This window comes from Salidesulfovibrio brasiliensis JCM 12178 (assembly GCF_001311825.1).
In the GTDB taxonomy this organism is placed as follows: domain Bacteria; phylum Desulfobacterota; class Desulfovibrionia; order Desulfovibrionales; family Desulfovibrionaceae; genus Pseudodesulfovibrio; species Pseudodesulfovibrio brasiliensis.
Genome location: NZ_BBCB01000057.1, coordinates 1 through 21,277 on the forward strand (window position 1 = coordinate 1; position 21,277 = coordinate 21,277).

Consider the following 21,277-nt stretch of genomic DNA (forward strand, 5'->3'; position numbering starts at 1 on the left):
CGAGAGAGCGGTGACGCACAAGGCACCCAGCCCGGCCTGAAACGCGCGCCAGCCCTGCTCGCGCGCAAGCATCAAAACCGTTACCAGCCCGAAGGCGGCGGCGACCCATGATGCGGGCGTCAGCGAGGCCGTGCTTTTCATCATGAAGAGAACCCCCGGCCCGGCAAGCGCCATGGCGTACCCGAGCGGGCGCAGAAACCGCAGCTCCCTGAAAAAGAAAAACGCGGCAAGCACGCAGACCGCGGCCACGGCCATGGCCGCCGGATTCACGTAAGCAACCTCGTGAAATCGCACCAGCCATATGGCCATGACCGCCAGCGTGACGAGAAAACGAAAGAACCGCTTGCGGACGGCGGCGTAGGCCACCAGTCCGGTCCCGGTCACGTTGAGCGGCAGGGCGGCCCCTTCCACGCCCGTGGTGTCGGCTAGGGCCACGTTGACCATGGCAAACCCGAGCAAAGCCGCTGCAAGGGTCAACTGGGAGAGAAACACCTCGCCCTTGTCAGGCACCACAGCCGCCCCGATAATGAACGCCGCCCCCACGAGGCCGATGACGAGCATGCTCTCGGGCAGGAAAGTAAATATGGGCGACAGAAACATGCCGGCCGCAAACCACGCCCCGATGCCCTGCATTGCCGCATAGTACCATGGTGTCGAGGAAGCACTCTCGCCGCCACCCTCAGGAAGGCCGAGAGCGCGGAAATACTGGTTTCGTGAAATGCTCACGCCTCCTCCTTTTCCTGAACAAAGCCCTTGATGCGCACGATGCCGATGACCGGGATGGAAAGGCTTATCATGCCGAGCAGCGCGCAGGACATGGGATCAAGCCCTATCTTCTTGACCATGTACAAAACGCCTGCGGCAATGCAGAGGTTCCAGAAGGCGAACAGGCAGAGCACCATCCCGGCGGCGTCGCGCCGCAGAACAGGCATGACCAGACACCCGGCCAGCAGCGGAACGAGCGCCACGAACAGCCAGTCGGCCTGCTCGGAAACCGCCACCCAGGAACTCCAGCATATCCAGAAAAGCGGCAGGACGAGGAAAAGGTACTGCCAGCCTCGCCACCGGCCATAGTCCGTCAGGCGGCGGCCAACGATGTCCATGAGCAGGTAGAGTGCAAGGCACGCCGAGGCCGCAATCACCGAGAACCAGTCGCGATCAAAGAGGTAGGCTTCCTGTGCCAGCCAGAGCAGCCCCCATGTATTGCCGAGCAGCACAACGAGCAGCCACAAGGCCGAACTGCGCCCGGCCAGCGCCCACGGCAGGAGCAGCAACGTCCAGATGCGAAACATCTCCCATGCGTCCGCTCCGGTCTGGTAGACTTGGCCGAACACGGCGAAAAAAACGCCGACGAGCACCCCGGCACCGGCCAGCAACGCCCGACCGGCACGCGAGTCCATGTCCATGAAGACCGCGGCCCCGGTGCAGGCGATGACGCCGCCGAGCACCAGTCCCAGCTTGAGGAAGCGGTGCATGTCGTCCCAGTTCCACGCGAAAAAGAATATGATGCCGGACAGCAGCAGCCCTGCCCCGGCAACGAGCAGCAGCACGTCGAGCCAGCGGTCCCACCGGGGCTGCCAACCTGCCAGCGCCAGATCGTCCATGCGCCGGGCGTGGGAGATCACGCCGCCCTGATAGAGCGTGTCCACGTCCTTCGGCCTGAGCGGCCTGTCGGCTGCCTGTTTCGATGTCGTCTCTTCGGTCATTCCTTCCTCCGATATCCGCGCCACTATCACAGGGCGGACACAGGCGCAACGCACCCTCTTCGCAACATGCCGGGAAAACGTCCGATCCATCCAAAAGAGAACCGGAACCCGCATTGCGGATTCCCGGCCCATTCAATCGTAAAAAAAGCGCTCTAGTCCAGCCTGTCCAACGCTTCTCTGGCGAGCGACGCACGGTGGCATCCTCCACCACGCCGTTGCGGAACATCCGAAGCGATGCGCTGTCATCAAGAAGCGCTTCAAGTTCCGGCGCGGCCTCCTGATGACCAAGAATCCCGAGGGTCCAGGCTGCGAGCCCCCGGTTCCAGCCGTCCTCATCCTTGAGCGCGCTCACGATGAACCGCACGTGCGGCAGAACGTGCTCTGGCCGGACCTGTGCCAGACGGCCAAGCCCCCAGAACACACCGCGTCTGAGTTCGGGGTGGTCGAGGAAGTTGCCGTCGCACTCGTCGTCGCAGAAGATGTAGGAGGCAAGGATGGAGGCGAATTCGTCGGCCAGCCGTTCATCCTGACACATGGCCTCGGCCATGGCTTCGGGAACGCCCCAGCCGAGGTTGCCCGACTCCTCGTTCATATACCACATGAACGTGCGCATGAGCACACGGACCTTTTCCATGCCCGCGTCAGCCATGCGCCCGGCCACCAGCCCGAAGGCGCGGGCCGTGCGCCAGCGTACGTCCTCGTCCCTGTCGAGCCTGAGGGAAAACAGCGGACCCACCAGCTGTCCGGGGGCCCACTGGTCCAGTTCGTCAAGCCTCGCCTGCCAGTCCGGCGCGGCGAGAATCTCCCTGACCGTTTTTTTCGTCTGGCGGAATCGGGACATGCCCCACCTCCAAGCCGAAACATCCGGCGGGATATCCGGCGGCTACAGGTTGGCTTCGATTTCCTTGACCAATTCTTCCTTGGGCTCGAAGCCGGTCTCGACGGCCTTGTCGAGACACTCCTTGGCCTTCTGCCACTCGCCGTAGTGCACGTTCACAATGGCGAGGTTGTTCCATGCGGGACCGAATTTTTCATTGAGCTTCAGGCACTTGTCCAGCGCCTTTTCCGCTTCTTCATAGTCGCCGATGGCGATGTAGGCGCTGCCGAGGGTGGCGAGCACCTGCACGAATTCGGGGTCGTACTTGAGGGCGCGCTTGAAGGTCTGGATGGCCTTGTCCACATCGCCCTGCTCAAGCTGGATGTACCCCACGTTGCCCCAGGGCACCGCGAAAAAGGGACGGACCTTGGTGGCCTGAATATTATAGTTCAGGCAGCCCTCCATGTCACCACGCTGCAGGGCGATGCCGCCGAGCTGCACGTACGCTTCGGCCATGCGGGGGGATTCGGCCACGCAGTCGAGGAAGTACCGTTCCGCATCCATGAACTCGCGCTTGGAGAGCAGCGCCACGCCGAGGTTGTACATGGTGTTGGCGCAGCCGGCGTTCTTTTCCAGCTTGGCCTTGAGGTCGGCGACGTAATCGTCGATGTTGTCGAATTTCTGCATTCTCAGGTCCTTTAGGTTAGGGCTTTATTCCCCGCTTGCGGGTCAGTTCCTCGTACCAGAGGCAATAATCGTAGATGGGGCGCACCTTCTCGAAGTTCATCACCAGCGTGACGTTGAACTCGTTGATGGCGTCAACGTATTCCTGATTGATTTGCGCACCTTTGTCGCGCAAGTACAGATGCGTCAACTGATGCGCGGTGTGCCCGGTGGCGTCGGTACGGATGTCGATGGGGTCGAACGGCTTCTCGAACGGGTCCCATTTTTCGAAACCGATGCGGTCCACGAACTTGCGCCGACGGGGCGACATCTTTTCGTACATGAGCCGCTTCTGCTCTTCGCGCTCTTCCGGCGTAAGCGTCGCTTCCTTGATCATCGGGCTACTCCTCTTCCCCGTCGCCGCCGAGGACAATCGAGAACTGGTTGTCCTTGCAGGTGGCGCAGAGGGATTTGTCGGAATCACAGCTCGCACAGGCCTCGGACGGGGCGTCCTGCATCTTGGGGATGCCGCCTGCTGCGGCTTGAGCGCCGGGCTGCGCCGCGGGTGCGGCCTGCTTTTTCCCGTCGTCTCCGGGCTTGGGCACGCCGAGATATTCCTCGTTATAGTCCGTGATGAGCGCCATGGAGAGGGGCACCAGCATCTCGTGCATGGCCTTGTACTTGGAGCCGATGTATTCGGAAATGTCGCGACTGAGGTCCATGAGGCGTTCGTGGATCATGTCCACGTGCACGGTGGGATACTTCTCGCCGCCCTTGAACCCGGACTTGGCGCAGGTGTGCCCCTTGCCCTCGATGGCGGTAGGCACGCCGTACAGACGGCAGGTAATGGGCCTCTTGTCATACATCGTACAGAGGTCTTCTTCCCCGAGCAGCGGACAGCGCATCTTGGTGCGCGCCACGGTCTCGAAGATCTCCCTGCGGGTTTGCCCGCCTGCGAGGCCTTCCACAGGTCGCGCTTGAGCTTGAAGAGCTTGCGGTCGGTATCTGCCGCACGTTCCATCACGTCGTTGCGGTCCTTACCGGAAAACCGCTGCCCGAAGTGGTGATTGACGTACAGGGCCTCGACCAGAGAGAGGTCGAACAGGGCGTAGCAACAATCGCAGCAGCCCTTCTCGCATTTGACCTCGTTGGGAAAATCGTTTTCGAATTTCTCGAAGACCGCGTCCACTTCGGCCACGAGCGCTTCGTATCGTTCAAAATAAGGTGTGAAATCCAAAGCCATGTATCGCTCCTTGCGCCGCCGAAAACACCGGTCCGGCGTTCGGTCTGGGATGTGCCAATTGAAATAAGTCGCTGCCGGGCATCGTCAACCCGGCTTCGCGTAAAAAAAACCGCCCCGCAGGGCGTTTTCCATGCCGCGCGGCGGCAGTCGTCGTATTCGGCACATGGAAATACTGCCGGGAGCGGCAAGCCGCTCCCGGCAGTTGAAGATCATCGGCGAGAACTAGTCTTCTTCGATGGTGATGGCTTCCTGCTCGCAAACTTCGACGCAGGATTCGCAGCCCAGGCACTCTTCTTCGTTCACGGCAACAGCTTTGCGTCCTGAAGTTCGTACACTTCGGTGGGGCAGACATCGACGCATTCGCCGTCGCCGTTACACTTGTCGACATCGATAGTGATCCTGTAACCCATGATTTCCTCCAAAAATGAGTATTTTTTCTGTGCTGCGGAATCGGACATAGGTGTCCCGAAACCGCAGGTGCATCCTTATCACTCCCGCCCGCGGGGCGCAACCGGAAACAGCCCGTCACCGGGTTCCCCTGCGTTGCGCGGGCAGGCTTTGGCAATAGCCCCAAGCCCCGGCCGTGTCAAGCACCCTGAGAGCCTTTGCAAGGTGCCGAACCGGACAAATACATCCACGGAGTTGAACTCCCCTGTCCGCTGGTCTATCCTGCCCTGCACGACACAACAAATCCAACACGGAGAATCCCATGTTCAGTAAAGAAGAACTGCAAAAATACGCCCGCACGCTGTGGTGGGGCCTTGAGACCGCCCGCACCAAACCTTACGAAAAAGGCGACCTCGTCCTCCTGCGCTACGACCTCGACGCCCTGCCGCTGGCCGAGGCGGTCTACGAACTGCTCATCGACAAGGGCATCGTGCCGGTCCCGCGCATGAACATGACCGTCCCCATGGAGAAGACCTTCTACGGCAAGGGTGACGACGTCCAGATCGAGACCGTCCCTCCGGGTGACGACACGCTCATGGAAAACCTGAACGGCCTCATTTCCCTCATCGCCCCCGCCTCCCTGACCCACCTCAAGGAGGTCGACCCCGGCCGCATCGGCAAGGCCGCCGTGGCCCGCAAGTTCCTGCGCGGCATCATGGAAAAACGCGAGCAGACCGGCGATTTCGCATGGACGCTGTGCATGTACCCCACCGAAGTGCTGGCCGAGTCCGCCCGCATGACCCTTGAGGAGTACAAGCAGGAGATCATAAGCGCCTGCTTCCTCGACAAGGACGACCCGGAAGCGGAGTGGAAGGACATTTTCGAGAACACGCTGAAGGTCAAGCAGTGGCTCAACAAGCTTCCCATCCGCACGATCCGCGTAAAGTCGGAAAGCACGGACCTGACCGTGACGCCCGGCGAGCAGCGCCAATGGCTCGGCGTCTCCGGACACAACATCCCCAGCTTCGAGATATTCACCTCGCCGGACTGGCGCGGCACCGAGGGCGTCTACTACGCGGACCAGCCCTCCTTCCGTTCCGGCAACTACGTGGAAGGCGTTCGCCTGACCTTTGAAAACGGCCGCGTGGTCAAGTCCGAGGCAAAGGAAGGCGGGGATTTCGTGGAAAAACAACTCGCCATGGACGAGGGCGCGCCCCAGCTTGGTGAGTTTTCCCTCACCGACCGCCGCTTCTCGCGCATCGGGAAATTCATGGCCAACACCCTCTTTGACGAGAACTTCGGCGGCGATTACGGCAACTGCCACGTGGCTGTTGGGGCGTCCTACGCGGACACGTTCTCCGGCGACCAGTCCACGCTGGACGAAGACCTCAAGAAGAAGCTCGGCTTCAACGACTCCGCCCTGCACTGGGACCTCGTGAACACCGAACCCAAGACCGTCACCGCCGAGTTGGAAGACGGCAGCGAAGTGCTGCTCTACGAAAACGGCGAATTCAAGCACGAATAACCCGGAGCGACGAATGGGCCGCAACATCTATCTGACCACCACGCCGGTTCCCGAAGCCTTTGAAAAGGCCCGGGCCGCACTCAAGCGAAGCGAACTCTGCCCGCCCGAAACCATCTCCTCGCACCTTGCGGCGGGACGGGTCACGGCCGAGGCGGTATACGCCCGCTACTCTTCCCCCACCTTCCACGCCGCAGCCATGGACGGCATCGCCGTCAACGCGGAGCAGACCTTTGCCGCACGCGAGGACGAACCGCTGACCCTCGTCCGTGGCAGCGACTTCGAGTTCGTGAACACCGGCAACCCCATGCCGGAGGGCAGAAACGCGGTCATCATGATCGAAAACGTGGTCAAGAAGGACGAGGACACCGTGGAAATCGAGGCCCCTGCCGCGCCGTGGCAGCATGTCCGGCGCATCGGCGAGGACATCGTGGCCACGGAACTGCTCATCCCGCAGCAGGCTGCTCTCGCCTTACGACGTGGGCGCGCTGCTTTCGGCTGGCATCTACGAGGTTTCGGTACGCCGCAAGGTGGAGGCACGATTCATCCCCACCGGCGACGAGGTGCTCGACTTTTCGCAGAGACCTGAACCGGCTCCGGGGCAGGTCATCGAGTCCAACTCGCAGGTTTTTGTCTCGCTGGCCCGGCAATGGGGCATGGAGGCGGAGAGCGTCCCCGTGGTGCCCGACGACAGGGAGGCGCTCAAGGAGGCCGTCACCGACGCACTGGCCGAGGGCTGCCAGATCGTGGTGGTCGGGGCCGGTTCATCTGCCGGGAGCAAGGACTTCACGCGGGCGGTTTTCGAGGAGCTGGGGGAAATTCTGGTGCACGGCATCAACGTCATGCCCGGCAAACCGACACTGCTGGCCATCTCCGGCAAGGACTCCGGCTATCCGGGCAGGCTGCTGGTCGGGGCTCCCGGGTATCCGGTGAGCGCTGCGGTCTGTTACGAGGAATTGCTCGGACCGCTGGCCGCCTGGATGGAACGCCGCCCCGCACCGCGCAGACCCGAGGCGCAGGCGATACTGACCCGCAAGGTGCCGAGCAAGCCGGGCATGGAAGAGGCGGTCCGTCTCGCCATGGGCCGGGTGGATGATCGCATCGTGGCCACCCCACTGGGACGCGGCGCGGGCATGATAACCACCCTCACCAAGGCGCAAGGCGTCACCTACATCCCGGCCAGTCGCGAAGGCGTCGAGGCGGGGCAGTCCGTGACCGCGCGCCTGCTGGTCAGCCCCGAGGAGCTGGAGCGCGTGCTTGTGCACGTTGGCAGCCACGACAACATTCTCGACCTGCTGGCCGACCAGCTCATGGGCATGCCCGAACCGTGGCGGCTCGTCTCGGCGCATGTGGGCAGCATGGGCGGCATCAACGCCCTGAAGGCCGGTTCCGCCCTCTTTGCGGGCTGCCACCTGTTCGACCCGGATTCCGGGGACTTCAACTTCCCCTTCCTCGAAAAATACCTTCCGGCATGGACCTGACCGTCATCAACCTCGCCATCCGGCAGCAGGGGTTGATGGTGCCCAAGGGCAACCCCAAGGGCGTCACAGGCGTCGAGAGCCTGACACGCGACGACCTGATCTTCATCAACCGCCAGCGCGGCGCGGGGACCAGAATCCTGCTGGACCATCATCTCAAGGCCGAAGGCATCTCCCCGCGCGACATCAGAGGGTATGACAACGAGGAGTTCACGCACATGGCCGTGGCGGTCAACGTGCTCACCGGCGCAGCCGACTGCGGCATGGGCATCATGGCCGCAGCCCGCGCGCTCAACCTCGACTTCGTGCCGCTGGCCCGCGAACGATACGATCTGGCGATCCCGACCCGGTACATGGACGACCCCAGAATCCGCATCCTCCTCGGCCTGATCCGCTCGGACACCGTCAAAGACCGCATCAGGGACCTCGGCGGATACGGAACCGAACTCACCGGAAAGGAGATGCTTCCGGGCACCGGCCTGGAGTAGCTCGCAGAAGAATGAACACGAAAAAGGCCGCTCCAGAGAGCGGCCTTTTTTATTTAAGGAATATGAACGGCTACAACTTCATCTTCATGTCGTTCATGAGCAGCATCTGCAAGGCCGCCGTCATGGTCTCGTCATAACCGGGGTTATTGCGAAGCTCCATGCTGGCAGGAAGAAGCTCCTTCTCCTCGCCGTAAGGCTTTTTGGCGATCATGGCGCAGAAGGAGTCGGCCACGGCGCAGAGTCTCCCGTGGAAGCTGATGGCGTCGCCCTTTTTCTTCTGCGGATAGCCGGTGCCGTTGATGCGCTCGTGATGCTCGGCCACGCAGGCTTCCACCTCGGGATACTTGAGGTCCATCTTGCTGAGCATCTGGAAACCGATCATCGGGTGCTGGTTGATCTTGGTCCGTTCATCGCCGGTGAGCGGCTTTTCCTTGGACAGGATGAAGCTCGGGACCTTGCTCATGCCGATGTCGTGCAGAAACAGGCCCGCAGCAAGACGGTCGAAGTTCTTGCGCACGATGCGCCGCGCCTCGAAGTCCTGCACCTGCAGCTTGCCGTACAGGGCCAACCCCACGAAACCGGAGTTCACGGCGTGATTGGCAAGGCTGTGCTCGCGATGCAGCCTGCGCACAAGCGCACGGGAGCGGTGGATGTCAAAGGCCAGATACTCGGTGAGGACCATGAGGTCCTCCCAGAACTTGGCGAAGACGGCAGGGACCGGCTGCTCGAAGAGTTCCTCGGTTCGGCGGGTCAGCGCCTGCACGAAGATGTCCGCGATCTCGGTCTCCTTGAGGTTCTTGTCCACGAGCACGAGGTCGAGCTGGTAGCTGATGTGCTTGACGTACACCGGATGATCGTCGCGCGAGACAAAGATCAGCCCTTGCTTTGCAAGGTCGGGCAGTTCTTCAACCTGCTCGTTGGTCAGCCGCCCGCCGACCTTGTAGTACGGGGCAACGCGGGCAACGTTCTCGTCGAATATGAAGATATTCAGCGGGGGACGATACTTGTGGAAGCTGCCGAGGATATCGGGCGTAATCTGGTAGTATTCCTCGTTCAGCCCGTCCACGATTTCATGTTTCATTGTGGCCATATCATTACTTCTCAAAGAGTTTGACGACGTTGGTCTGCGTGCGGTCCTGCTTCTTGTCCGGCTGACCGGCGGTGATGACAAGCGTTTCGCCTTCCTCGAAACCCTTGAACTGACGGACGAATTCCTCGGCGCGCTGCTGGTGCCCTTCGATGTCCTCCGGCGGCGCGTACGGGATGACGCCCCACGAGAGGTTGGTGAAGTGGCGGACCGTATGGTCGCGGCTCAGCGCGTAGATGGACTGGCGCGGACGGCAGGATGACAGAATCCGGGACGTGGCCCCGGAGGTGGAGTGCGACACGATGGCGCGGGCGTCGGTCTTGATGGCGAGCATGGCTGCGGCGAACGCGAGGAAGGTGGCCGGATGCTCCTGATCGCCGGGCGTCACCGCGTCCTTGGTGGCGCGCTGTTCAAAATAGAACTCTTCGATCTCGTAGGCGATCTTGCGCATGAAGCGCACTGCCTCGCCCGGATACTGGCCGATGGCCGTTTCCTCCGAGAGCATGATGCAGTCCGCACCGTCGAGGATGGCGTTGGCCACGTCCGTGGTCTCGGCGCGGGTGGCCATGGGCGCGTTGACCATGGAGAGAAGCATCTGCGTGGCAACGATGACCGGCTTGCCGCGCTTGTTGCAGGCCTTGATGATCCGCTTCTGCGTGGCGGGCAGTTCGGAGAGATCCATCTCCAGCCCGAGGTCGCCGCGAGCCACCATGATGCCGTCGGCCTCGTCAAGAATGCGTTCGAGGTCGTTGACCGCTGCGGTGCGCTCAAGCTTGGCGATGATGGGCACCCGCCTGCCGTATTGCAGCATCTCGGAGCGCAGTTGGCAGATATCCTCGGGTTTCTGCACGTAGCTCATGGCCACGCAGTCCACGCCAAGCTCCATGCCCACTGCGAGGTCGCGCTTGTCCTTTTCTGTCAGCGCGGCCAGCGGGGTGGTCTTGCCGGGGAAGGTGATGCCCTTGCGCGGCGGCGCAAGCCCGGAGTTGATGGCCTTGAGCCTTACGAGGTGTTCACCTTCGCGGCGCAGGGCGTAAAAGCGCAGCATCCCGTCGGACAACGCCACGGGATCTCCTTCCTGAATCACGGGAAGCAGCTCGGGCATGTCGAGGCAGATGAACGGCTCGTCCACGCCTTCGGCCATTTCCGGCGTCCCCAGCAGCACCTCGGTGCCTTTTGAAATCTCAAGCGTGCCTTGCCCCACATCGCAGGTGCGGACCTTGGGGCCGGACAGGTCCTGCAGGATGGTCAGTGTGAACCCGGTTTCCTCTTCAAGCTTGCGGATGATCTTCACCATCCCGGCAAAGAATTCCTTGTCTCCGTGGGAGAAGTTGAGCCTGAATATCCGGGCGCCGGAGGTGACCAGTTCGCGCACTGCGGACTCCGAAGATGTTCCGGGACCAAGCGTGGCGATGATCTTGATATGCCTGTCCATGATACCCCCCTGAGGTATTTTTCCACATTCCTCATGCCCTTTCGCCGTCGGATTGGACGCAATCTTTCGGCATGTATGACGAAAAATCGTCGTAAAGAGCTTTCTCTTGTCCGGGAGTGTATGGCTTGCCCTGTGAAAAATCAACCGGGGACCCGCTTTTTCCCACTTAAATCACGCGAGGGTGTTGACATTCTCTTGATATTCCCTCAATGGTGGGAGAAAGTGGTACAAGGTGATTGAACAGGGGAACAAAGTGGAGCAAAGTACTCCACAGGGGGAACTCGATGCGATTCAGGGGTCACGCACACCGAAGCCTGGATGACAAGGGACGGCTCATCCTGCCGCCCGACTTCCGGGACAAGCTCCTTTCGGCAACGCCGGAAGGCAAGCTGGTGCTGACCATCTGGGAAAAGCACGTCATCGGGATAACCCCCGAACAGTGGAACCGGCTTGAGGAGGAACTTGAGAAAATCAAGGCTCCCAGCCGCCAGATGCAGAACATCATCAGGATCTTCTTCTCCGGGTACGAGGAAGTGGCGGTGGCCAAGAACGGCCGCATCGCCATCCCCGCGCACCTGAGAAAGAGCGGCAAGCTCGACAAGGACGTGGTGGTGATGGGCGCGGGCAGGCGCTTCGAGATCTGGCCGGCGGACAGCTTCGAGTCCCTCCTTGACGAAGACTACGACGTTTCCGACGAGCTCGCCGACAACAACGTCGCGCTGCCATTCTGATGGAGTGGCGCATGACGGACCCGGCAAGCAGACACACCAGCGTACTACTGAAGGAAACCATCGAGTGGCTCAGGCCCCGGCCGGAGGGCAGATATCTGGACGGGACGCTCGGAATGGGCGGTCACTCGGAAGCCATACTGGAGGCAGCGGCGGGCAAGGCCGAGCTTCTGGGGCTGGACAGGGACGAGGAGGCACTCGACCTGGCAGCCGAAAGGCTGGATCGGTTCTCTGACAAAACGCATCTGTACCACCTGCCCTTCAGCCGCTACGAGGACGCGCTTGACGACCTCGGCTGGGACACGGTGGACGGCGCTGTTCTGGATTTGGGCGTCTCGAGCCTGCAGCTCGACGAAGCTGATAGAGGATTCAGCTTCATAAAGGACGGCCCGCTGGACATGCGCATGGATACGGCGAGCGGCCTGCCGTCCGCCAAGGTGCTCGTGAACACGCTGAAGCACGGGGAGCTGGCCCGGATCATCCGGCAGTACGGCGAAGACCCCATGGCAGGCAAGATAGCGAGCGCCATCCTGAGAGAGAGGGAGAAGGACCCCATCGAGACCACGCTCCGGCTGGCCTCGATAGTGGAGAAGGCCTACCCCGCGAAAATGCGGGCCACGGCCAGAACCCACCCGGCAACCCGGACCTTTCAGGGACTGCGAATAGCGGTCAACAGGGAATTGGAGGAACTCTCCACGTTTTTGGAAACCATAGTCGCGCGCCTCAGCCCCGGCGCCAGAGTGGCGATCATATCGTTTCACTCACTGGAAGACCGGGTGGTGAAGAGAGCGTTTCGGGAAGCCGCACAAGAGTGCATCTGCCCAAAACATCAGCCCATCTGCACCTGCGAGGGCGTGGCAAAGCTCAAGGTCCTGACCAAAAAACCCGCAGTGGCCTCGGAAGAGGAAACAGCGGTCAATACGCGAAGCAGGAGCGCCAAGCTCCGAGTCGCCGAGAGGTTGGGGCCCGACGGGAAAAGCACATGAAGACCATGGAAGGCAGCCGTTTCGGTCTGATTCTCGCCCTTCTGGCAGGGGCGTTGACTCTCGGGCTGACGTCGGTGTGGCTGAACATCGGTCGCATGGATATGGCCTACGACATCCGGAATATGGAACGGGAGCTGGACCGCAGGAAAACGGTCATGGTGAAGCTCGAAGTCGAGCGCAACAACCTGCTCTCCCCGTACCGGCTGGGTCAACTCGCGGAAGAGCTCGGACTCGTGGTTCCCGAACCGGGACAGATCAGAAGAATCGTCGACCAATAGCGACGGAGTAGAATTTCATGACCGGACGCAACGGCGCAAAGAAAGAATACAGCAAACCGAAGATCATCATCGTCATGGTGCTCTTCGGTGTTGCGCTTTCCGCGCTGTGGGTCCGGGCGGGCTGGGTGCAGCTGCACGAAGGCGAGGCGCTTGAGAAAATGGCCGCCCGCCAGAGCCACGCCGCCGAACTCGAGTTCGGTCGCAGGGGCCGCATCTTCGACCGCAACGGCGACCTGCTCGCCACCAGCGCCCAAGTGGACAGCGTGTACGCCAACCCGCTTCAGGTGGCCGACCCCGAAACGCACCGCGCACCGGCTCTCGCGCCTGCTCAATGTCCCCTTTGCCAAGCTGCACCGCAGGCTGGCCTCCAAGCGCCGCTTCGTCTGGATCAAGCGGCTCGTCACCGACCGTCAGGCCGCCGCGGTGCGCAAGGCGGAACTGCCGGGCGTACACATGGCCGCGGAATACACCCGCCTCTACCCCAACGGGCCGCTGGCCGGACAGGTGCTCGGCTTCACCGGCATCGACGGCAAAGGCCTTGAAGGACTTGAAAGCGAATTCGAGAAACGGCTGGCCCCGAGCAAGGCCCGGTACGTGGTCCAGCGGGACGCCTCGGGCCGCAGGCTGCACCTCGACGGACGCGAAGGCGCCGACCAGATCGACGGGCTGGACGTGGCCCTGACCCTCGACACCCGCGTGCAGCACGCTGCGGAAACCGCACTTTCAAGGCCATTGAAAAACACAAGGCCACGGCGGGAATCGTGGTGGTGGCCGACGTGAAGAGCGGGGACATTCTGGCCCTTGCCAACTACCCGTTCTTCAACCCCAATATTTACGGAAAGACCAGCGCTTCCGACCGTCGCAACCGGGCCGCGCTGGACATCTACGAACCCGGCTCGACCCTCAAGCCGATACTCTTCGCCGCTGCGCTGGAAGAAGCGGTCATCGAGCCCGACACGTTGGTGGATTGCGAAAACGGCCGCTGGCGCGTGGGCCGCAAGACCATCCGCGACCATCACCGCGCCCGCTGGCTCCCGGCCCGCAAGGTGCTGCGCTACTCCAGCAATATCGGCTCGGCAAAAATCGCCCGCGACCTCGGCGCAGACGCCTATTACTCATATCTGGTCAAGCTCGGACTGACCGAAAAGCCTTCGGTAAGGCTTCCGGCCATGCGCTCCGGCATGCTCCGCCCACCCTCGGAGTGGACCGAAGTGGATCAGGCCGCCATCGCCTTCGGACAGGGCATCGGCACCACGGCCCTGCAACTGGCGCAAGCGTTCATGTGCATCGCCTCGGGCGGCGAAACCCGTCCCCTGCGTCTGGTCAAGGACCCGGAAAGCCCGGCACCGAAGCCGGGCGTGCGCGTTTTCAGCCGCCAGACCGCCCAGACCGTGCTCAAGCTCATGGAAGAAGTGGTGGAAATGGACGGCACCGGACGCCGCGCGAGGATTCCCGGCATCACCATGGCGGGCAAGACCGGCACCGCGCAGAAGGCGGGACCGGGCGGCTACGGCGACAAATACATGTCCTCCTTCGTTGGCATGGTCCCGAGCCTCGACCCCGAACTGCTGATCCTGTGCATGGTGGACGAGCCCAAGGGCATCGACTACGGCGGCATCGTGGCAGCGCCCGTTGCCCGCGAGGTCTTTGTGGAAACGCTGGCGCTTCGCGGCAAGCTTCCGGACGCGCAAGCCGCATCCGCCCTCGCCGATGCGGAAACGGTTGACGAGGTGAACCCCGAAGCGTTACCGCAGCAGGCCGCCCTGCCCGCGCCCAAGGTCATCGAACCGGGCAAACGTGTTCCCGACGTCAAAGGCCTTCCCCTGCGTCGGGCTCTCGACATTTTACTGAAGAAAGGAATCGTCCCCGTCATCGAGGGGGACGGCATGACCGTTACCGGCCAGCGGCCCGCACCCGGCGCGCCGTGGCCCGAACCTGCTGAGGAGGCAGAGGATGATGTTTTTATTCTCCAGCTCTCCTAGATCTCGCAAGGAGCACGCCGGCCTCATGGAATTCGCACAACTGGCCAAAATGGTCCGCAAGGGCCTCACCGTGCATACCGACTCCCGACTGGTCAAGGAAGGCGACTGCTTTGTCGCCATGCCCGGCACCAAGGTGCGCGGCATCGACTACATTCCCATGGCGCTGGACAACGGTGCCGCATACATCGTGGCCCATGAAGCCGACCGCGCCCTCGTGGCCCCGGTGGCCGAGCAGTCCGCGTCGGTCTGCTACGTGGAAAACACCGCGCTGGCCCTCGGCGAACTCGCTGCCGAACGCTTCGGCACGCACAGCCTCGAAATGAAGACCGTGGCTATCACCGGCACCAACGGCAAGACCACCACCAGCTACATCGTGGAGCATCTGCTGGCCGCTGCAGGGCTGATCCCCGGCGTGCTCGGCACGGTCTCCTACCGCTGGCCCGGCTTCTCCGTGGACGCGCGCCTGACCACGCCCGACTGCCTCATGACCCACGAACTCCTCGCCAACATGCGCGAGGCCGACGTGGACGCGGCAGTGATGGAGGTCTCCTCCCACGCGCTGGAGCAATACCGTGTCGCGGGCATCGACTTCGACGTGGCGGTGTTCACCAACCTCACGCAGGATCATCTGGACTACCACGGCAGCATGGAAGCCTACTTCGAGGCCAAGGCCAAGCTGTTCACCGAGTATCCGGCCGAAGGCAAGTGCTGCGTTGTCAACCACGACGACCACTACGGCCGCCGTATGCTCGGCATGTGCGACAACGCCATAGGCTTCGGCCTCGGCGAACCGGTACAGGACGTGCCGAGTCTCTGCGGACGCATCACCGAGAGCACGGTCAAGGGGCTGGTGCTCGAATGCTCGTGGAAGGGCAAGACCTGGGAAATCCGCTCCCCGCTCGTGGGCGAACACAACGCGCTCAACCTGCTGGCCGCGCAGGCCGTTGGCCTCTGCCTCGGCCTGAACTGCAAGGACTTCCGCAAGCTCGACGACTTCAAGGGCGTACCCGGACGTCTGGAGCGCGTGGAAAACGACCTCGACCTCGACATTTTCATCGACTACGCGCACACCCCCGACGCGCTCATCAACGTGCAGGGCACGCTCAAGACCCTCGACTTCAGCAGGCTCATCACGGTGTTCGGCTGCGGCGGCGACCGCGACCGCACCAAACGCCCGCTCATGGCCGAAGCCGTGGCCCGGTTTGCCGACGTTGCCGTGCTGACCTCGGACAACCCGCGCAGCGAAGACCCGGACGCCATCATGGACGACGCCGAGCCCGGCCTTGAAGGATGCAAACAGATCATCCGCGAGGCGGACCGCACCGAGGCAATCCGCAAGGCCATCGCCGAGATGTGGCCCGGCGACGTGCTGCTCATCGCGGGCAAGGGGCACGAGAGCTATCAGGAAATCAAGGGCGAACGCATCGACTACCACGACAGCCGGGCGGTCATGGCCGCCATTGCGGAGGCCAAACGGTGAAATTGACGCTTGCCGACATCGAACGCTGCCTCGTCATCGGCGGGGACGCCCCGGAAACGCCCGTGGAGAACGTGCGCACCGATTCGCGCACGGTCCGGAAGGGCGACCTGTTCGTCTGCATCGAAGGCGACCGGTTCGACGGGCACGAGTTCGCCGAGAAGGCCGCCAAGGCCGGAGCCTGCGCCATCCTCGCCTCCAAGATGCTGGACGTTCGCGGCGTGCCGGTGCTGATGGTCCGCGACACCGTTCAGGCGCTGGGGCGCATCGCCGCCTGCTGGCGCGAAAAATGCGGCGCAAAGCTGGTGGCCGTCACCGGCTCGGCGGGCAAGACCACCATCAAGGAGCTTCTGGCGCTGGCCTGCTCCAACCGCTACCGCGTGGCCAAGAACTACCGGAACCTGAACAACCAGATCGGCCTGCCCATGTCCATGCTCAAGGCCACGGACGAGCAGGATCTCTGGATAATGGAACTGGGCATCAGCCAGCCCGGCGACATGGACGAGCTCGGTTCCGTGGCACGACCCGATGTGGCACTGGTTGCCAACGTCGGCCCTGCCCACCTCGAAGGACTGGGCGACATCACCGGCGTTGCAGAGGCCAAAGCCAGCCTGCTCAAGTACCTGAAAGACGGCGGCTCCGCCGTGGTCAGCAGCGACTATTTCGAACTCTGGGAAGCCGCGCGCAAGATCATCCCCGCGCCCACGGCGTTCTCCACGCTGGCAGGAAAGACCGATTTCACATGCAGTTTTCTCGGCGCGGGACCGAACGGCGAAGGCCGCTTCAAGCTCAGCACCCCTGACGGCGATTTCGAATTCGAAGCCCCCTTCTGCGGCGACCATCTGGCGGAGAACCTCGCTGCCGTTGCCGCGGCCTGCGGCGCGCTCGACGTTCCGGCCGAAGACGTGGTCTGGGCCGCCCAGCACTACGAGGCCGACGCACAGCGGTTCTGCACCCGTCAGGCCGGATGCTTCACGGTCATTGACGACACCTATAACGCCAACCCGCTGTCCATGCGCCGCTCCATCGAGACCGCCAAATGCATCGCGGGCGAACGGCCGCTGGTGCTGGCGCTGGCAGACATGCGCGAACTCGGCCCCGGTGCCGGGCACAGCCATGAAGAGCTGGGACGCCTCATCGCGGAAGTGGCACCCATGGCCGCCTTCTGGCGCGGCGAACACGCCCCGGACGTTCAGCGCGGCGGCGCGCACATCGTCCCGGTCAAGGGCGACGACGACTTTCTCGACAAGTGGGAAGCGCTGGGCCTCAAGGACGCCGTGGTGCTCTTCAAGGGCTCCCGGTCCATGAAAATGGAAGAACTCTCGCGGGCCCTCACGAACAAGCTTGAAGGAGACGCGGCATGATTTACAACCTCCTCTACCCGCTCAGCTCGGAAATCGGCGTCTTCAACGTCTTCCGCTACATCACTTTCCGCTCGGTCTGGGCGCTCCTGACCGCGCTGATCGTCACCATCATCTTCGGCCCGGCCATGATCCGCTGGCTGAAGCGCATCAAATGCGGGCAGGAAATCCAGAGCGAAGTTTCCGCGCACAAATGCAAGCAGGGCACGCCCACCATGGGCGGGGTCATGATCATTTTGAGCGTCCTCTTCAGCACGCTCCTGTGGTCAGACCTCACCAACCACTACATCTGGCTCTGCCTGCTGGTCTTCACCGGATTCGGCGCGGTGGGCTTCGTGGACGACTACACCAAGGTCGTCAAGAAGCGGAACCTCGGCATCTCCGCCACCGCGAAACTGCTCGGCCAGTTGCTCGTGGCCGGAATCGCCATTGCCTTCCTGATCCACGAGCCGACCTACTCCACGCAACTGTCCGTGCCGTTCTTCAAGAACATCAACCCGGACCTCGGCTGGTTCTACCTGCCCTTCGCGGTCCTCGTCATGATCGGCGCCAGCAACGCGGTAAACCTCACGGACGGGCTGGACGGCCTCGCCATCGGCCCCATGGTCGTCGCCATGGCCTGCTTCGCCTTCTTCGTCTACATCTCCGGCCACGCGGCCATCGCGGAATATCTGGCCGTGCCCTCCCTGCCCGGCATCGGTGAAGTGACCATCTTCTGCGGGGCCATGGTCGGCGCGGGTCTCGGCTTTCTCTGGTTCAACGCCTATCCCGCTCAGGTCTTCATGGGCGACGTCGGCTCGCTGGCCCTCGGCGGCGCGCTCGGCTTCGTGGCCGTGCTGGCAAAGCAGGAACTGCTGCTCGTCATCGTTGGCGGCGTGTTCGTGTTCGAGACCCTCTCGGTCATCCTTCAGGTGGGCTACTTCAAAATGACCGGCGGTAAGCGCATCTTCCGCATGGCCCCCCTGCACCATCATTTCGAACTCAAGGGAATTCCGGAATCCAAGATCATCATCCGGTTCTGGATATTCTCCATACTGATGGCGCTCACCGCGCTGTCCACCCTGAAGTTGAGGTAGGTTGCGCATGAGCAGACTCGATCTCACAAAGCTCGAAGACCTGAAGGCGGTCGTCATCGGTGCGGAACGCTCCGGCCGGGCCGCCGCACGTTTTCTCGCCGCACGCGGCGCGGACGTCACCCTTCTGGATTGCAACGAGGACCTCGACCTCGCCGAGGCGAAACTGGACGGCGTGAACGTCGAGCTCGGCGATCACACCCCGGAACAGTTCGCGGGCGCGGACATCGTGGTGCCTTCCCCCGGCGCAGACGTTCGCAAGGTCAAAGCCCTTGAGGGCTTCCCCGCAGAGCGCATCGTCGCGGAAATGGAGCTTGGCTTCGCCAACACCGACATTCCGGTGCTGGCCGTGACCGGCACCAACGGCAAGACCACCACGACCATGCTCTGCGCGGCCATGCTCGAAGCGGCCGGGGAAAAGGTCTTTGCAGGCGGCAACCTCGGCACCCCGCTGACCGAATTTCTGCTTGAAGACGGCACGGCAGACGTGCTGGTGCTTGAAATCTCCAGCTTCCAGCTCATGCACTGCCACGACTTCCGCCCCCGCAGCGCCGTGCTCCTCAACTTCTCGGGCAACCACCTCGACTGGCACGAAAGCATGGAGGAATACCTCGACGCCAAGCTGAAGCTCTTCGCCAACCAGACCGAGGACGACCTCGCGGTCATCGGCGAGCCGCTTTACGAGCTGCTTGAGGACCGGGAGATCACCCGCGCGCCCATCGTCTGGTCCACATGCAGCCAGCGCTTCCAGTCGGACTCGCTGCCGGGCGAACACAACTGCGCCAACGCTGAAGCCGCATGGCAGGCGGTCAAGCCCTTTGGCGTGGACCGCGAAGAGGCGGTCAGGGCGGTCAAGGAATTTCCCCCGCAGAAACACCGCATCGAAATTCTCGGCCAGAAGAGCGGCGTGACCTTTGTGAACGACACCAAGGCCACCACCTTCGAGGCCGTTGCCGCGGCGGTGAAGACCTTCAAGCGCCGCCCGGTGCGGCTGCTCATGGGCGGCGTCTACAAAGGCGGCGACATGGACGCGCTGGTCAAGTCGCTCGAAGGCCGCGTCCGTCAGGTCGGCCTGTACGGCGGCTCCCGCGACATCTTCGAGAAGCCCCTGTCCGGATATTTCAGCGTCACTTGGGACAGCACCCTCGAACGGGCCGTGAAACGGCAATATTCGCTCTCGTCGCCCGGCGACGTGATCCTGCTTTCGCCCGGCACGTCGAGCTTCGACCAATACGCCAACTACATGGCTCGCGGCGAAGACTTCCGCCGCATTTTCGAGGAGCTGGAGGACTGATATGGCCCGCAAGCTCAACGCTCGCAAACCTTCTCCCATGACGGGACCGAAAGGCAGCATGGACCGCTGGCTGCTCACCTCCGTGGTGCTGCTGGCCGGGTTCGGGCTGATCATGGTGCTCTCTTCCAGCGGCATCATGGCCGAGCGTTTCCACGCGGACAAATACTACTTCTTCAAGAAGCAGCTCATGTTTGCCGCTGGCGGCCTGCTGGCGCTCTTCGTCACGTCCAAGGTGCCCGCCGCCTCATCTACGGCATGACCTACTTCTGGATTTTCGTGGCCATGGTGCTGCTGGCGCTCTGCGGCCTGACCCCGCTCGGAGTGAGCGCGGGCGGTGCGTCGCGCTGGCTCTCACTCGGCCCCGTGAACATCCAGCCCATGGAGTTCGCCAAGCCTGCGCTGGTGATCTACCTCGCCTACTTCTTCGCAAGGAAGCAGGACAAGGTTCAGCACTTCTCCATCGGCTTCCTGCCGCCGTTCATCGTGACCGGAGCCCTGTGCGTGCTGCTCATGGCCCAGCCGGACTTCGGCGGCGCGGTCTTTCTCGCTGGCATCCTCTTCTTCATGTGCATGGTCGGCGGCACGCGCCTGAGCTATCTGGTCATGGCCGGGGGCGTGGGCGCGTGGGCAGGATGGGAACTCATCTCTTCCTCCCCCTACCGCCTCAAGCGCTGGACCGCGTTCCTCGACCCCTTTGCCAGCGCGCAGAACGAAGGCTACCAGCTCGTGCAGTCCCTCTACGCGTTCGGCTCCGGCGGCCTGACCGGCTCCGGCCTCGGCGCGGGCAAGCAGAAGCTCTTCTTCCTGCCCGAAGCGCACAACGACTTCATCATGGCCGTAGCGGGCGAGGAACTCGGCTTCATCGGCCTGAGCCTCTTCTTCCTGCTGCTGGGCTTCTTCCTGTTCCGGGCCTTCCGGGTCGCGCTCAGGCAGGAGGACCTGCAGGACCGCTTCACCGCCTTCGGCATGACGCTGGTGCTGGCCCTCGGCTTCGTCCTGAACCTCGCGGTGGTGCTCGGCACCGTGCCGCCCAAGGGCGTGGCCATGCCCTTCATCAGCTACGGCGGCTCGAACCTCGTCGCCTCGTTCCTGTGCGCGGGCATGATCCTCAACATTTCTCGGGAGGGATCAACATGACGCTCTCCCGACTGATCGTGACCACCGGCGGCACTGGCGGCCACATCTTCCCGGCCATCGCCGTTGCCGACGAAGCCCGCCGCCGCAACCCGGACTGCCGCATCCTGTTCCTCGGCGGCTCCGGCCCCGAGCGAC

General features: G+C 62.8%; 19 protein-coding genes and 4 pseudogenes. 14 read left to right on the plus strand and 9 right to left on the minus strand.

Annotation, left to right across the window (positions count from 1 at the left end; all coding sequences use genetic code 11):
* The 7 genes and pseudogenes from JCM12178_RS12400 to JCM12178_RS12425 form a co-directional block, all read right to left on the minus strand.
* Window positions 1-726 (minus strand): DUF4401 domain-containing protein (locus JCM12178_RS12400; RefSeq protein ID WP_157054905.1); only part of this gene is annotated, 726 nt, incomplete at its 3' end.
* Entirely contained in the window at window positions 723-1,706 is a 984-nt protein-coding gene (locus JCM12178_RS12405) for a DUF2157 domain-containing protein (protein WP_054651817.1), read from the minus strand. The genes JCM12178_RS12400 and JCM12178_RS12405, both read right to left, overlap by 4 nt.
* Before the next feature lie 247 nt (window positions 1,707-1,953).
* Window positions 1,954-2,547 (minus strand): annotated as a pseudogene (locus tag JCM12178_RS21020) (DVU0298 family protein); the annotation flags it as partial.
* 42 nt (window positions 2,548-2,589) lie between these two features.
* Window positions 2,590-3,210: a tetratricopeptide repeat protein gene (locus JCM12178_RS12410; protein WP_054651819.1), complete on the minus strand. Its 621-nt coding sequence runs from the start codon at window positions 3,208-3,210 to the stop codon at window positions 2,590-2,592.
* 16 nt (window positions 3,211-3,226) lie between these two features.
* Complete coding sequence (locus JCM12178_RS12415) at window positions 3,227-3,583, minus strand: hypothetical protein (RefSeq protein WP_054651821.1); 357 nt, start codon at window positions 3,581-3,583, stop codon at window positions 3,227-3,229.
* Between the two features lie 4 nt (window positions 3,584-3,587).
* On the minus strand, window positions 3,588-4,106 hold the full coding sequence (locus tag JCM12178_RS19825; protein WP_245628754.1) for a hypothetical protein: 519 nt from the start codon (window positions 4,104-4,106) through the stop codon (window positions 3,588-3,590).
* Between the two features lie 545 nt (window positions 4,107-4,651).
* Window positions 4,652-4,839, minus strand: a pseudogene (locus JCM12178_RS12425) (ferredoxin).
* 299 nt (window positions 4,840-5,138) lie between these two features.
* Between JCM12178_RS12425 and JCM12178_RS12430 the strand changes: the two are divergent.
* From JCM12178_RS12430 to JCM12178_RS12435, 3 genes and pseudogenes are all read left to right on the plus strand, one after another.
* Complete coding sequence (locus tag JCM12178_RS12430; protein WP_054651823.1) at window positions 5,139-6,341, plus strand: aminopeptidase; 1,203 nt, start codon at window positions 5,139-5,141, stop codon at window positions 6,339-6,341.
* A 13-nt stretch (window positions 6,342-6,354) separates the two neighbouring features.
* Window positions 6,355-6,927 carry a hypothetical protein gene (locus JCM12178_RS19830; RefSeq protein ID WP_245628755.1) on the plus strand — a complete coding sequence of 191 codons (573 nt, stop codon included), beginning with the start codon at window positions 6,355-6,357 and terminating at the stop codon, window positions 6,925-6,927.
* A pseudogene (locus tag JCM12178_RS12435) lies at window positions 6,902-8,304 on the plus strand (substrate-binding domain-containing protein). The gene JCM12178_RS19830 and the pseudogene JCM12178_RS12435 overlap by 26 nt, the downstream one beginning before the upstream one ends.
* A gap of 70 nt (window positions 8,305-8,374) precedes the next feature.
* On the opposite strand, the gene JCM12178_RS12440 reads toward JCM12178_RS12435, so the two are convergent.
* Window positions 8,375-9,394: an HD-GYP domain-containing protein gene (locus JCM12178_RS12440; protein WP_054651825.1), complete on the minus strand. Its 1,020-nt coding sequence runs from the start codon at window positions 9,392-9,394 to the stop codon at window positions 8,375-8,377.
* 4 nt (window positions 9,395-9,398) lie between these two features.
* The gene (gene pyk, locus JCM12178_RS12445; RefSeq protein WP_054651827.1) at window positions 9,399-10,826 is read right to left on the minus strand and encodes a pyruvate kinase; all 1,428 of its coding nucleotides are present in this window, start codon (window positions 10,824-10,826) and stop codon (window positions 9,399-9,401) included.
* A gap of 284 nt (window positions 10,827-11,110) precedes the next feature.
* Here pyk and JCM12178_RS12450 point away from each other — a divergent pair, with 284 nt between their 5' ends.
* The 11 genes and pseudogenes from JCM12178_RS12450 to JCM12178_RS18395 all read left to right on the plus strand — a co-directional run.
* Window positions 11,111-11,557, plus strand: coding sequence for a division/cell wall cluster transcriptional repressor MraZ (locus JCM12178_RS12450; protein ID WP_054651829.1), 447 nt, complete (start codon window positions 11,111-11,113; stop codon window positions 11,555-11,557).
* Window positions 11,558-11,568: 11 nt separating this feature from the next.
* Entirely contained in the window at window positions 11,569-12,540 is a 972-nt protein-coding gene (gene rsmH, locus JCM12178_RS12455) for a 16S rRNA (cytosine(1402)-N(4))-methyltransferase RsmH (RefSeq protein WP_157054906.1), read from the plus strand.
* Window positions 12,537-12,818 carry a hypothetical protein gene (locus JCM12178_RS12460; RefSeq protein ID WP_054651833.1) on the plus strand — a complete coding sequence of 94 codons (282 nt, stop codon included), beginning with the start codon at window positions 12,537-12,539 and terminating at the stop codon, window positions 12,816-12,818. The genes rsmH and JCM12178_RS12460 overlap by 4 nt, the downstream gene beginning before the upstream one ends.
* Before the next feature lie 150 nt (window positions 12,819-12,968).
* Complete coding sequence (locus tag JCM12178_RS19835) at window positions 12,969-13,598, plus strand: penicillin-binding protein 2 (RefSeq protein WP_245628756.1); 630 nt, start codon at window positions 12,969-12,971, stop codon at window positions 13,596-13,598.
* The gene (locus JCM12178_RS19840; protein ID WP_245628757.1) at window positions 13,580-14,800 is read left to right on the plus strand and encodes a penicillin-binding transpeptidase domain-containing protein; all 1,221 of its coding nucleotides are present in this window, start codon (window positions 13,580-13,582) and stop codon (window positions 14,798-14,800) included. Before JCM12178_RS19835 ends, JCM12178_RS19840 begins: the two co-directional genes overlap by 19 nt.
* Window positions 14,801-14,825: 25 nt before the next feature.
* Entirely contained in the window at window positions 14,826-16,280 is a 1,455-nt protein-coding gene (locus tag JCM12178_RS12470) for a UDP-N-acetylmuramoyl-L-alanyl-D-glutamate--2,6-diaminopimelate ligase (protein ID WP_245628758.1), read from the plus strand.
* On the plus strand, window positions 16,277-17,641 hold the full coding sequence (locus JCM12178_RS12475; RefSeq protein WP_054651835.1) for a UDP-N-acetylmuramoyl-tripeptide--D-alanyl-D-alanine ligase: 1,365 nt from the start codon (window positions 16,277-16,279) through the stop codon (window positions 17,639-17,641). Before JCM12178_RS12470 ends, JCM12178_RS12475 begins: the two co-directional genes overlap by 4 nt.
* Window positions 17,638-18,714: a phospho-N-acetylmuramoyl-pentapeptide-transferase gene (mraY, locus tag JCM12178_RS12480; RefSeq protein ID WP_054651837.1), complete on the plus strand. Its 1,077-nt coding sequence runs from the start codon at window positions 17,638-17,640 to the stop codon at window positions 18,712-18,714. Before JCM12178_RS12475 ends, mraY begins: the two co-directional genes overlap by 4 nt.
* Before the next feature lie 7 nt (window positions 18,715-18,721).
* Window positions 18,722-20,005 carry a UDP-N-acetylmuramoyl-L-alanine--D-glutamate ligase gene (gene murD, locus JCM12178_RS12485; RefSeq protein ID WP_054651841.1) on the plus strand — a complete coding sequence of 428 codons (1,284 nt, stop codon included), beginning with the start codon at window positions 18,722-18,724 and terminating at the stop codon, window positions 20,003-20,005.
* Between the two features lies 1 nt (window position 20,006).
* Window positions 20,007-21,142 (plus strand): annotated as a pseudogene (gene ftsW / locus JCM12178_RS12490) (putative lipid II flippase FtsW).
* Window positions 21,139-21,277, plus strand: a 139-nt coding sequence (locus tag JCM12178_RS18395) for a glycosyltransferase (protein WP_172677128.1), incomplete at its 3' end; no start/stop codon positions are given. The pseudogene ftsW and the gene JCM12178_RS18395, both read left to right, overlap by 4 nt.